The sequence below is a fragment of the Paenibacillus polymyxa genome (assembly GCF_015710975.1).
GTDB lineage: Bacteria > Bacillota > Bacilli > Paenibacillales > Paenibacillaceae > Paenibacillus > Paenibacillus polymyxa.
On record NZ_CP049783.1, the window covers coordinates 1068556 to 1081329 of the forward strand.

A 12774-nucleotide genomic window follows, 5' to 3' on the forward strand; every position below is an offset into this window, starting at 1 on the left:
ACCCTATTCTAAATTTGAGACCGATACCTTGTTTTTTCATGATTCCCTTCTTCTCCATATTTCATGTGAAGTTCATTCAATTTGTAATAAAGAAGCACCAGCAAACTCGAATAAAGCTTGCTGGTGCTTCTTTATAATTAAACGTTTCACATTTTGGGCAAAGAAAGTGCCTTGTCTGCATTTTGAATATCCATTTGAATTTGCTGATCTGGATCATAGGCGTTGTAGTAACCATTGTTCTTCATATAATTAAAAATTTGCTCATGAAGATTAACAGCTTTGTTCAATTGGTCACAAAGGACATTTCGAACTTCTGGGCTAGTGGACTCTGTTAACGCTGCGGCGTAGTTTTTGATCCCGCTTTTAGCTGAAATTAACAGATCTGAAGCAATCACCTGATCGGTCATAGGGGTCGTACCGGTTATATTCTCAATAAAAGAATTCACGTTATTCCTCCTTAAATTATACAAGCAAATTTCTAAGCTGTTGAATATCTTGTGTACCGCAACTAATGTCCTGCTGTAAAATATTTTTTAAATTTGAATCTGAGACTAAAGGAAGCATGGTTTGAGTTTTTGTGATACAAGTTGTTTTAAACGTAAGCAGCTCATGCAATTCCAATTTTTCGTGAACTCCGAGTTTTTGCAAGATCAAAACCTCCTTTCTGAACTTCTTTTGGTATTTCCTACGATTACTGCCCTTATGCACGATCCAAGAACCTTAGTTTTCACAATGTCCTTTTCAGCTTTTTCTCATTATGAAAAAAGGTTCCTTCAAACCATTAGTCATGGTTTGAAGGAACCTTTTTGTTCCAAAATGAGCAGCAAGCGTGAACACCATTATTTAGGTATGGACGCTACCTGAAAAACCGTCCACATCGTCTTCCGGTTGTTGATCAGAGCTGACGTTGTGTTCCTGTGTTGTGTTGTTCGTAAACGTTTGGGAAGAGCCGCTTTTATACGCCTCGCTCCAGTCCTCATTAATGATGTGTGCTGGAATAATCCAATCCTCCGGGCTATAACCTGGATTTTGCACACCGATATTACTTTGTTTACCTGGACGATAAGTGAGAACTCCTGTCTCAATTATACTTCCTTCATAAGCTTGGCAAATCTCTAATGCAGACAGCACATCCTGGTTCTCAACGTGAACACTGAGGCCTGTATCACCGTTCGTGCTGGCAGAGTATCCAATTTCCTTTAATGTTTCACAGGCTTGGGCGGCTTGCTGCGGATCACGAAATTGAAAACGGAAAGAACCCGTATCCATGTGCTTCATCTCCTCTGAATTTATCTTATTTTGTTATTTGGGTTCATTAGGTATGTTATTTGTTAATATAACCAATCGGAACGGTATTTTTACATTCGAAACCTTTATTTTTCAAAAATTTACCTTAAAGCTTTGAAATTAAATAATTAAAAAAGCAGCTACTGTGACAAATCGCATGTTTTCCCTACGTAAATCCCTTTATGCTAGTAGTAAGGGTATGGTTGCCCGGTCATCCGAACCGAGCGGTCAAAGGATGCCCAAATCCATACATAAAGGCGGAATGAAGATGATAGATTACCGAACATTGGTGACACAGCAATCTATGCATTTGTATAGCGTGTTTGCCAAGTCATTCAAAAGTGTAAACGAACATGCGGTTGCTGGCATCAAAACGGTGGGCTTCAACCCAACGGCCTTCGCCGTGATGGAAGTTTTATATCACAAGGGAGCACAACCAATTCAACAAATTGGAGCCAAACTGCTTCTGCAAAGCGGAAATGTCACTTATGTTATCGACAAGCTGGAGAGCCGTGGTTATTTGCACCGTCACCCGTGCGACCAAGATCGTCGTATTATATATGCAGAGTTGACGGACGAAGGACAACGCGTCATGGACGAAATTTATCCTGATTATACACGTCAGATTGAACGTGCCTTTAGCGGAATCAGCGAAACCGAAAGAGATCAACTCATCGGCTTGCTCAAAAAATTGGGCCGTAGCGCTGATAATCTGTCACCTTATCACAAATAGAATGAATAGTAATTTTAGCAACTGTTCAATTGTGAATAAAAGAACAATCCTATAGCTGTGCTAACGAAAATTTAGATTTACACAGAAAAGTCCACCCTTATATTTATGGGTGGACTTTATATATACCTGAGCGAAATATGCCTAAGCTTACGAGCAGCATAAGAGCTGTTATCGACTAAAATGTTTGATCACTACATTATTAAAAATAGCCTTACCGCCATCTGAAAAAAGAGTAATTCCCTGATCCTCTAAGCGTGGAAATATTAAGGAGGAATAAGCTACTTCTCCATCATCTACAAAGACTTCGATGCTGCTTTTATCGACAAGAATCTTCAAGTGGACATTTTTTTTATTGGTATCAAAAGGCGCCTTACTCTCTACATATTTACCACTCTGATCCGGCTGCCCTGTGTTCGCTCTGTTTACATAAGAGTATTGACCCTCCACCGAAACACCCACATCTACATGACGCTTGCCATCCGCAGACTCTCGAAGCCTCAAGCCTGTATTTTTGATCGTTGACCAAGATACATCTGCTTCTAACTGATAGGCATCACCTGCTACCGGAAGCTTGTGAGTCCCCACTACTTGGATCTTCCCCAATGACTCCGTTGCAGTTGGGAATTGCTCCAAAGCTGCTACAGGCTGTGAAACCAAGCGATAGCCGACATCAGTTGTACGCTTCAACCGAATTTGGCGAACAACCGAATCCATGCCATTAAAGCCTTCCTTCAGAGTAGGCGTGTTGTTGGCATAATCCCAATTGTTCATCCAGGCCAGCGCATAACGGTGACTGTATTGGTCTTTGGCTTTGCCGTCCTCGAACGTAACCGCACCATACCAGTCAAAGCCATAATCCAGCCAATCAGGATCATTGCGATCAGGGAGAAATGCTTCTCCATTAAAATCCCCCGTCCAGTAGGCATACGTATTGGGTCCGCCGGTTGGTTTACTATTGGCGCTTGCACCTAGAATCCATTGATAGGTCCCATCATCCGCGCGCATCTGGTAAAGGTCAGGACATTCTACAAGTCCAATATTTTCCGTTTGAAAGCCGCTCGTAAACTGCCAATCCTTTAAATTTTTCGACTTATAAAAGCCAATCTTCGTTCCCTCCGCCATGACCATCACCCATTGATTACGTTGAATATCCCGGATGATCTTGGGATCTCTGAAATCCTTCGTGCCAGGGTTGGACATCACGGGCTTGTTGCGATAAGAAGTAAACGTCTTGCCTTTGTCCTTACTGTACCACAGAAATTGTTCCTGCTTTCCTCCATCTGCGGAGGGCTGTGTGACAATGGCTACAAGTGCGCCTTTTCCAAAACCTGCGGTGCCATTATTGTCGATCACGACCGAACCGGACCAAGGGTCTCCATTCGGATTCGTATATTTAGGAATTGCCACCCCTTCATCTTTCCAATGAACCAGGTCGGTGGATGTGGCATGTCGCCATTCTGTACCGTTCTTATGAGGGTAATCACGATTATATAAATAGTAGTAATGATATTGCCCATCCATATAAATAGGCCGCTGTGGATCATTTTTCCACTTATCCGGGACGGTAAAATGATAGGCGGCCCGATAGGTCGGTGTTGTATGCTTGCTTTGATTGGCTTGGTTTTTTGGAGCTGCTGCAGGTTTTTGAGGTTTGCCTGCATCCTGTTGGTACATACTCCACCCCATAGCTATGAAAATAGTTAAGCCTGTGATAACTACTACGGATCGTATTCCAATGTTCTTGAAAGCTTTTTTTCTCATTATGACGATCCTCCTTACCCTTCATTGCATTGTTATGTATCGTCCGACGGACGACAGATCGGTAATCTACCAAAGCTGTCGCCTTCGGACATGCTGCTTATAACTACTTATTTCTTTCCATACTCATTTTGGTTATCTTTTTTGTCATTTCCTGGATCAATCGTAATTTGACCTTGCTCCAGAATACCGTTTTTCACAACAGAGGTTTTCGAGCCTTTAATATTCAGCAGGAAGCTTGGTGCGAAAGTAGATTTGTGATCTGGGAAGAGTCCACGATTGGTCATATAACTCGAAACGACTACGTTATTGCCTTTGCCTTGCGGGATAGCAAAATGAGCATATGTCCAGGTAATATCATCACGATCCAGATCCTGATGAAGAACGAGACCGGTTCCATTCAGGGGTTTATAAGGCCCTGTCAAGGAAGTAGAAACATAACCCAACATGTAAATATCATCGTCACCGATCGCATCTACAGTCACTTTGGAACCTCTTGTACTCGTAAATAAATACCACAAACCGTTCATTTTGAACACATTTGCCCGTTCAATTTCATCTGTTACCAGATTGGATGCAAGCAAAGGGGGCATTACATTTTTCAATGTATAGTCATCATTCAATTCAACGATGCCCAGTGCGCCGTTCGCCAGCTCAGCTCCTTTTTTCTTAGGACTTTGTTGCAAGTTTTGTTGCTCTTCCGTGAAGAATTTTTTATTGCCACCATAATAAGCTGAGTTTTGAAGCGATTCTTCGCCCTGGTAGCCTGTCTCTGTTCCTGTGTTGGCTTCAAATATAATATATTTGTGGCCTTGATCCTCGACATAGTGAGGGTCTCTAAGGGTATGATTATCCATATCCACTCCGACGCTTTGTTGTACATTTTGATAGGTTTTACCATCTCCACCGTCATAGATCGATTTCAAATCCTCGACTCCATCTACTTTCAGTGTCTTATCATCAGGCTGAGAGACATTAATTTGAGCTGTACTCAAGGTTTGCTTGCCGTATAATTTGTTATTCGGATCATAGGGCTGTCTGCTGGTATAAAATAAACGTACATGTCCATCAGAGGTTAAGGTAGCAGAACCTGACCATTCTTCTGACTGATTTTTGAGAATCGGATCGTTGGAGAGCAGTTTATCATTGTCTTTAAAGACTCTACCAGCATTTTTCCAGCCGCTCAGTGAAGTATCACCCGCTTTTTGATAGAACAGATATATAAATGTATCCTCGCCTCTTTTAGGATCGCCTGCCAGTCCAAATACGATATTATATCCCTTGTAATTAGCTACTGTACCATCGGCATTTTGCAACGGCCAGCTGTCCCAAACATCCAGATCAATCTGCTTGCCTGAGCTATCGTGACCAATAGCAGAAGGAATATTCTTAATTGTAGAGGCATCGAAGGATGGAACCTCATATTTCTCTTTGCCTTGCTGTTTGAAAATATTCAGCATGTCATTACGCGTAATTTGGGTAAATGCATTGTCTGCATTGAAATCAGCCTTATCATTTTCTTTTGCAAAAGCCTGAACGCCGCCTCCTAACAGCAAGGTAGTTGCTACTGTTGCAGTGGCTGCTTTACTGAACCATTTATTAAACTTCAAGTACTCCATCTCCCTTAATGTAATTATGCTTTCTAGTGTTGAAGCCCAACTTTTTCGTTGGCTAGGGCCATTTTATATGGTATGTCAAACGATTGATATAGACTGAAAAGCCCTATTATGTGAGGGAAGAAAACAGATTCCTCTATGAATTTCATCCTCATATTTTCCTAGTAATTTTCTGAAAATACCTATTTTTTTCATCCCTATTACATTCAGAAAAATTTGTTACTTGATTTTTTTCGTATCCCATTTTGCTTGGTTGGTTGCTTCATTCACATGCAAAATTGTTCAAAATATACTCATAAAATGCTCGATTTGTAAGCGGGTGCAAAAAAATGGTTCCTTAGTACCCTATAGCTCAATTTAGAAACAGCTTTTTTGTTACAATTTTTTAAGACTTTTTTACCACTTTGTAACCTATATCATATGAATATATCGCAATCTCTAGGGAATTTTTTTTTACTTTTTGTATATTGGGGAATTTATCGGTCCTATACGAGGTGGCTTTTTGCTGAATCCGTAGGAGGAGAGACCTTAGCATAAAGAAACAGCCCGGCCCCTTATTGGTGTACCGGACTGTCTCTTCAATATGAAAGAAGTATATTATTTTTTATGCGTGTTCTCTTTGTGGTGTCTTCACACGCTGATCTGCCTCTTCTTCCGTGCCTGGTGGGCGGTTCCGCAAACCTAAGACAACAAACCAGCTAATCACCGCAATAACGACCATGATCACGAATAGAGAATGCAGACTGTTTTCCAGTACAGACCGGAGTAATCCGGCAACCTTGTCACTTAGACTTTGCGAAGCATGCGGGGCAAGCAGACCATTAATATCCTCCTGTGTAACCCCTTGCTGAGTGAGCTGTCCGTCGGCTGTCTGAGCAGCAATGCGATAATTCAGCCATGAACCGAAGGCTGCAACCCCAATCGTTTGCCCCAACGTGCGCAGGAACGTATTCAAGGCTGTAGACGCGCCACGCAGCTGGAATCCGACCGAGGACTGAGCAATAATCGTGAACACGGTCATCGAGAAGCCGAATCCCAGTCCATACAATAATGTAGACAGGAACAGTAGCCAGATCGGAGCCGTTTGGTCCATCAAGGTCATAACGAAGGCTCCCAATACAATCAGGGTCAGCCCGATCAAAGAGGTTCGACGCGAGCCCAGCGTCAGCAAAATGCGTCCTCCGATCATGGAGCCAAACAGCCAGCCTACCGACATTGGAGCCAGCGCCAGACCAGATGAAGCGGCATCTCCACCGTGTACGCCTTGAATCCATAGGGGAAGATAGCTAGTCAGCCCGATTAGCAGGGTACTGACGAGTAGTGCAGCGGCACAGGAAAAAGCGATATCCCGTATCCGAAACAGCTTCAGTGGCACCATCGGTTCCTGAGCGCGCTTTTCGATAACCAAAAACAAAACCAGGAACAAAATGGCCACGGCAGCCAAGGCCAGCAATTCAGGAGAAGTCCAATCGATATACTGTCCCCCTAGGGCTAATACGAGCAAGAGTGCCGTCATCCCGATAGTAAAGGTAACTGCCCCCGCCACGTCGATACGCGCGGTACGCGTGCTTACCTGCTCCCGCAGGTAACGGGCGATGAAGAACATAGCCAGTAATCCAAAGGGAACGTTAAAACCAAAAATCCATTCCCAGCCAAAATAGGTGACCACGTAACCGCCCAAGAGAGGCCCGACGAGGGAAGAAATCCCCCACACCGAGCTGATCATGCCTTGGACTTTACCACGTTCCTCCATTTTGTATATATCACCGATAATGGTAAAGGTAACAGGAATGACACCGCCTGCTCCAATCCCTTGAATAGCCCGGTATAAAATAAGCTGCTCCATACTACCAGCCAGCATACAAAGCAAAGAGCCAAGTACAAATAACGAGCACCCAATTAGAAAAATGGGTTTACGGCCAAACAAATCGCTAAGTTTGCCGAAAATAGGCGTGGTTACAGCCATCGTCAGCAAATATGCCGTAAAAATCCAACTGAGCAAACTCACACTGCCCAGTTCACTCACAATTGTCGGTCCTGCTGGACCGATAACCGTTCCTTCAATCGCGGCCAGAAAGGTGGCCAATAGAACACCTGTCAGCACGAGCCCGCGCTTCATAGGTTTATCGTTTCCCAAGCAAATCACAAATCCTTTCCTTGTAAATACTGTGTTGTATCTGTACGGTTTTCCTTCCCAGCTTGGATGATTACCCGCACTGCATAATCGTAAACAGGCGGCCTATATAGGCCGCCTGTTGTGTACGATGTATATATATTATTGTCTACATATCCTTAATTTTTGTCAACTGTAATCGTATGATTAATCCAGCTATCTTCCGTTTTATAGAGATACCCCTCTTCCATGCGCAGAACATGGCTGGCAAAGCGTTCAGCTATCTGCAAATCGTGGGTAATGATCAGAAAAGCCGCGCCTTCAGCAGACTGCTCTGAGCACATATGGAGCAGGATGTTTGCCCCTTCGTAATCCGTTCCCGCAGTCGGCTCATCCAAAATGTAAAGCTTTTTGGGGAGGATAAACTGTGCTGCAACGCTCAAAAGCCTTTTTTCGCCTCCACTTAGCAGATACGGCGAGACCTCCAGTCGGTGATCCAGCCTGGCGGCTGTCAGTAAGCGATGCGCCCGTTCCTCATAGGCGGCGGGAACCGGATCACCGATCCGTAAACCAAGCTTGGCCCGCACACTGTACAAGCACTCTTCCCACACCGTTGCAGCTGCAAACTGATGCTCTGGCTGCTGGAACACATAGCCGATCCCGGCGGCCAGTCGGTGAATGGGCAGCTTCGACATATCCTGCCCTTCCCACCACATGCATCCCTTCGGCGCGGGGAGCAAGCCCATAAGCAGCTTGCCCAGCGTGGTTTTGCCAGAGCCGTTCTCGCCCAGCATTACGGCTCGTTCGCCAGGCGCAAGGGCAAGACTCACGCCCTTGAGCGCCGCGCGCTGGCTGCCGGGGTAGGTGAAGGGCAATCCCTTCACCTCCAGCAACGGCTGTCCAGCGCAGTTAGCCGCCGAGCCGGAGTTCACCCCCGGCTCACGCGGCATGTCTTCCCTCCCCGCGGAAGAGGGAAGCAGCCCCCAGGCTGCCAGCTGCGCACCATGCTCGCGCAGCAGCTTTTCGGGCGGGCCTTGCAGCAGCATAGTCCCGCCCTTCAGCACGATCAGGCGCTGCGCTGCACGCGCACCATCATCTATGCGGCTGGACGCAGTGATCACCGTCCGGCCTGCGGCATGGAGCCGCCGACATAGCAGGACGAAGTCCCGTACCGCCGGTGGGTCCAACTGCGCAGCTGCGTCGTCGAACACGACCAGCGGCGTTTCCAGCGCCAGCACCGCAGCAATGGCGGTGCGTTGGCGCTGACCTCCCGAGAGGCGCCGCACGAAGGAGCCGCGCTCGGATGTCAGGCCGACGGCCTCCAGTGCAGCGGCCAGGCGCTGCTCTATTTCTGCCGGAGGCACGCGCAGATTCTCCGGTCCAAAAGCAATTTCGTCTTCGACGATTCCCTGCACTAGCTGGGCATCCGGGTCCTGAAGCACGACGCCGACAGTGGTGGCGACCGTAGCCAATTCAGCGTTGTCGGGGTCCATCCCGTACACGGTCAGCTCGCCAGTCCGTTCGCCCTCGCCGGAACGGGACAACCCGCCATGAAGCAGCTGGCACAGCGTAGACTTTCCACTCCCACTAGCTCCAACAATGGCTATGTGCTCACCCACCGCAATGTCCAGCGTCAGACCATGTAACGCTGGCTCCACCTGGTCATCATACCGATAGCCAAAATTCCTCAAGGACACGGCCATTCTATTCCCAGAATCATGATTACTACGTTCATTCATAACCGAAATACCCTCAATCCCATTGTTCAAGATATAACCACGTATAGCCTTGGTTATGCCCGTGAAGCACGTCCCAGTTCAAAGCGTTTTAACAGACCCGTACCATTTAAGGCATCGCCCAGTACTTTCGTCAGCAGACCACACAGGACAATGCCGCTTAGGATACGAACGACCAGTGCGATCGTCAGTACCTTCCAGCCCCAATGCATATAGCCAAACATATTGGCTGCCACGATAAACCACAGCGGAACCATGGCTCCGCCCACCAGCATTAGTGAAACTGCATTCCAGCGGCGATACCGCAAAAGAGCAAATACCAGCTCCGCCGCAACCATATAGCAGACAGCTGCCGCAATGATAGATGCAATTCCATAGGCAGAGCCCATAAAAGACTGCACTACCGCGCCAAAGGCATAAGCAATTACCGCCGTACCTGGCTTACGAATAATATAATAGGCCAGCAAACCATATATCATGTACAGCCCGACAATAGCGGAAGTTGCGATCGGCCCTCCCAGACTGTTTAACGTTTTGTTAATCATCGACAAATACACAGTCATGACGCCGTTCAACGTAGCCAGCATGGCCATTAACACGATATCCAGCGTTGTAAACTTGGCAAAAATACGAGATCCCTTCATATGTATTTCTTGACTCCTCTCCATAATCTAGTATACAAGGTCATAGCTCTGGCCCTTGTACAAACTGTTACTGTATAAATGTATTCATCCGCCGTCTTATTGTCAACCTAATTTTATTTTTTCAGTTGACAATAAGAGCAAAAAAAGGGGCTGCTTCTTTATCATACCCACCATAAAACAGCCGTAGCGAATACAGCAATCACAGCATATACGTAGCCTAAACGCCCATTCTTCAGTGTTCGAAGATACGTCCGTTCTGCATATGCGCCAAAACCTTTGCCCTCCATAGCCAGTGCTGTCTGCTGAACCCGTCTCACGGCATTCACCAATACAGCAGCCGCATACCCGCTCCACCATGATATCCGATTGCCCCATCCTCGTGGTGGCTCCTGCCCCCGAACACGCCGTGCAGCCATAATGGTTCGCCCCTCTTCTTCCAATAAGGGCAGGAACGTCAGCGCCACTGAAATTCCGAACGCAAATCGATAAGGTACACGCAAGCGCAGATTCAAAGCCTGCACAAAATCTCGGGGATCGGTCGTCGAGAGGTAGATATAGGATGCCAAAAACAATACAAAAATCCGCAGCGTTAATGCCCCGGCGATATCCAGTCCCTCAGCTGTAATCACAATGGGTCCCCATGAAGCGACAGCATTCCCTTCTCGAATCGCTAGGATAGACAGTATAAAATACGGAATACCTAAACCAATCAGGAACGACATAGCGCGAAGTTGGCGTGCTAGGGTCAATCGTGCGCCGAAGCCAGCCACAGCGATCAGTGCCACCAGAAGTGCCGCTTCCCGTATTGTCGAATCCCATGCCATCGACAGGAGGCTAAAGCATCCCACCCATATAAGCTTACTTAACGGTCCAAGCCTGTGCAGCGGCGACGAACCGCCGTTATACTGAAACAGCATTTCGTTGTGCCTCCAATCTGAGCCATTCTTCATGCAGTAATGAATACATCAGCATATCCTTAAAGCCTGTAGATGTATGCTGTACCTGCCGTAACAGCCCTTCCTGGGTCCAGCCCATCGAGAACAGCAGGGCTTGCGAGCCTGTATTGCGCGGGTCCACCAGCGCTTCGATCCGATTTAATCGAATCGTGTCATATCCGAATGAAAGCACTAAGCGAAGCGCCTCAGTCATATAGCCATTGCGCCAATAAGGCTGGGCCAACTCATAACCAATCTCGGCTTTATAAGCTCCCTCCGTCTGCCAATAATTAAAGCCGCAGCTTCCAATCAGCCTCCCGTTCTCCTTCAGCTCGATCCCCCAGCGCAGCGCATCTTCCGTCTTCGCCAGCTCATTCAACAGCTCAATCATATCCTCTGCATCCTCTCGTCCTGACATACCGGTAAGGTTCATATAACGGTGAACCTCCGGGTCAGACCAGCAAGCGAACATCGTAGCCGCATCCCGGCTTTCCATCCTTCGCAGCCGAAGACGCGGGCTTTCCAGCAGTGGGATATGCCCCTTACATGCATATGCACACATGTTCCATCATCCTTCCAGCATTTCAATGACAACAAATATACGCTACATTTAAGCACACACCTCCAACAAACACAACCTTATTAAAGTGGACAGGCCCTTATAAATCAAATTAGCCCTCCGCTTCCTGATATCAGGAATGAAGAGGGCTACCTTTTATTGTTATAAGATTTTTGGTGTCTCTTATCCTTTTAAGAAGAAGCACGGGCAGTGACATGCGCTGGATTTTTCACAACATCTTCGTACAATACGCCTAGCATCAACTGAATTTCCTGCAATTCTTCGATCCCTGCGCCGGTAAGGCTGAACATATCATCATGTGGTGTCAGAAAGTTTTCCTGTGTCAGGTTTTCCAGCTCCTGCTTGACTTCACGTTCTCCTACACGGTATCCGCGTTCTTCGAGAACTGGTTGTATATCTCTCACGGTCAAATCGTCCTGATGTGCATAAGAAAGCATCTGTATACGGATAAACAAGTTCTGAACATCTGCATGCATAATTGTAACTCCTCCCTGGCCTAAGCCAACATGTTACATTGTTTTTACCCATAGGGGAGAAGCTGGAAACAGATGAGGGCAACCCTTCATTGAATTACTTTCTATATTATATGTCCCGCTAAAACATAATGCTTTGCCGCCAGCGTTGCTTGTAGAGAAGGGAATTGTGGTGCTAGAGAAAGGAGATTATTCCAAGGAAGTAGTGCTATTTTCTACTTGACTGAATATGTACAATCGTTATATCTTAAATTAATTAACCAATGGTAAAAGTGATTTGCACAATTACCTATTTTTGGTGATATATACAACAGTTAATATGAAAATTTAATGTTAGGAGCGTGGACTCTACATGTTTCAAACTATCCCTTACGAAGGAACACGTCAGGAACAATTCGAATCCGTTCTCGGACAACTCCGGGCACTTGTTCACGATGAATCCAATAGGATTGCCAATTTAGCGAACGCTTCAGCTTTACTGGGTCACTTTCTTCCAGATGTGAACTGGAGTGGCTTCTATCTTTATGATGGGACTGAGCTTGTACTAGGACCTTTCCAGGGTTTACCCGCATGTATACGGATTCCACTGGGACGTGGTGTTTGCGGTACCGCAGCAGCTGAACGGCGAACACTTGTCATAGACGATGTACATGCATTTCCAGGACATATCGCCTGTGACGCTGCTTCCAATAGCGAAATCGTTATCCCTCTAATCAAAAACGATGAGCTGATTGGAGTGCTGGACATTGACAGCCCGCTAAAAAGCCGATTTGATCAGGAAGATCGTGTATTCCTAGAGGAATTTACGGCTATTCTGGTATCCAGCCTGTAACCAAAAATTGTGCATATATATAGTCTTCCTTCGCCACAATATATGAGGGTCCTAAAACCTAAACTAT

General features: G+C 46.2%; 13 protein-coding genes. 2 read left to right on the forward strand and 11 right to left on the reverse strand.

Translation table 11 applies throughout. The annotated features are described in order from the left end of the window. Nucleotides 1–146 precede the first annotated feature (146 nt). The 3 genes from G7035_RS04860 to G7035_RS04870 form a co-directional block, all read right to left on the reverse strand. The gene (locus tag G7035_RS04860) at nucleotides 147–446 is read right to left on the reverse strand and encodes a spore coat protein (protein ID WP_019686128.1); all 300 of its coding nucleotides are present in this window, start codon (nucleotides 444–446) and stop codon (nucleotides 147–149) included. Nucleotides 447–462: 16 nt separating this feature from the next. Next, nucleotides 463–648, reverse strand: coding sequence for a spore coat protein (locus tag G7035_RS04865; RefSeq protein ID WP_016819360.1), 186 nt, complete (start codon nucleotides 646–648; stop codon nucleotides 463–465). 195 nt (nucleotides 649–843) lie between these two features. Next, complete coding sequence (locus G7035_RS04870; protein WP_016819361.1) at nucleotides 844–1269, reverse strand: hypothetical protein; 426 nt, start codon at nucleotides 1267–1269, stop codon at nucleotides 844–846. Between the two features lie 286 nt (nucleotides 1270–1555). Here G7035_RS04870 and G7035_RS04875 point away from each other — a divergent pair, with 286 nt between their 5' ends. Beyond that, nucleotides 1556–2020 carry a MarR family winged helix-turn-helix transcriptional regulator gene (locus G7035_RS04875; RefSeq protein ID WP_013369372.1) on the forward strand — a complete coding sequence of 155 codons (465 nt, stop codon included), beginning with the start codon at nucleotides 1556–1558 and terminating at the stop codon, nucleotides 2018–2020. Nucleotides 2021–2188: 168 nt separating this feature from the next. On the opposite strand, the gene G7035_RS04880 is transcribed toward G7035_RS04875, so the two are convergent. The 8 genes from G7035_RS04880 to G7035_RS04915 form a co-directional block, all read right to left on the reverse strand. Beyond that, a complete protein-coding gene (locus G7035_RS04880) occupies nucleotides 2189–3781 on the reverse strand; it encodes a glycoside hydrolase family 32 protein (protein WP_019686127.1) in 1593 nt (530 codons plus the stop codon). Between the two features lie 107 nt (nucleotides 3782–3888). After that, nucleotides 3889–5388 (reverse strand): glycoside hydrolase family 68 protein, encoded by a 1500-nt coding sequence (locus tag G7035_RS04885; RefSeq protein ID WP_019686126.1) that lies wholly within the window; start codon nucleotides 5386–5388, stop codon nucleotides 3889–3891. Between the two features lie 610 nt (nucleotides 5389–5998). Continuing rightward, nucleotides 5999–7513, reverse strand: coding sequence for an MDR family MFS transporter (locus G7035_RS04890; protein ID WP_019686125.1), 1515 nt, complete (start codon nucleotides 7511–7513; stop codon nucleotides 5999–6001). A 173-nt stretch (nucleotides 7514–7686) separates the two neighbouring features. Then, a complete protein-coding gene (locus G7035_RS04895; protein ID WP_019686124.1) occupies nucleotides 7687–9246 on the reverse strand; it encodes an ABC transporter ATP-binding protein in 1560 nt (519 codons plus the stop codon). 53 nt (nucleotides 9247–9299) lie between these two features. Further along, nucleotides 9300–9887, reverse strand: a complete 588-nt coding sequence (locus G7035_RS04900; RefSeq protein ID WP_016819367.1) for an ECF transporter S component — start codon at nucleotides 9885–9887, stop codon at nucleotides 9300–9302. Nucleotides 9888–10048: 161 nt separating this feature from the next. Then, nucleotides 10049–10804, reverse strand: coding sequence for an energy-coupling factor transporter transmembrane component T family protein (locus G7035_RS04905; protein WP_019686123.1), 756 nt, complete (start codon nucleotides 10802–10804; stop codon nucleotides 10049–10051). After that, nucleotides 10788–11384 (reverse strand): GNAT family N-acetyltransferase, encoded by a 597-nt coding sequence (locus tag G7035_RS04910; RefSeq protein ID WP_019686122.1) that lies wholly within the window; start codon nucleotides 11382–11384, stop codon nucleotides 10788–10790. The genes G7035_RS04905 and G7035_RS04910 overlap by 17 nt, the downstream gene beginning before the upstream one ends. A 188-nt stretch (nucleotides 11385–11572) precedes the next feature. Next, nucleotides 11573–11878 (reverse strand): toll/interleukin-1 receptor domain-containing protein, encoded by a 306-nt coding sequence (locus G7035_RS04915; RefSeq protein ID WP_019686121.1) that lies wholly within the window; start codon nucleotides 11876–11878, stop codon nucleotides 11573–11575. 349 nt (nucleotides 11879–12227) lie between these two features. Between G7035_RS04915 and G7035_RS04920 the strand changes: the two genes are divergently transcribed. Continuing rightward, nucleotides 12228–12707: a GAF domain-containing protein gene (locus G7035_RS04920; protein WP_016819371.1), complete on the forward strand. Its 480-nt coding sequence runs from the start codon at nucleotides 12228–12230 to the stop codon at nucleotides 12705–12707. Nucleotides 12708–12774 lie beyond the last annotated feature (67 nt).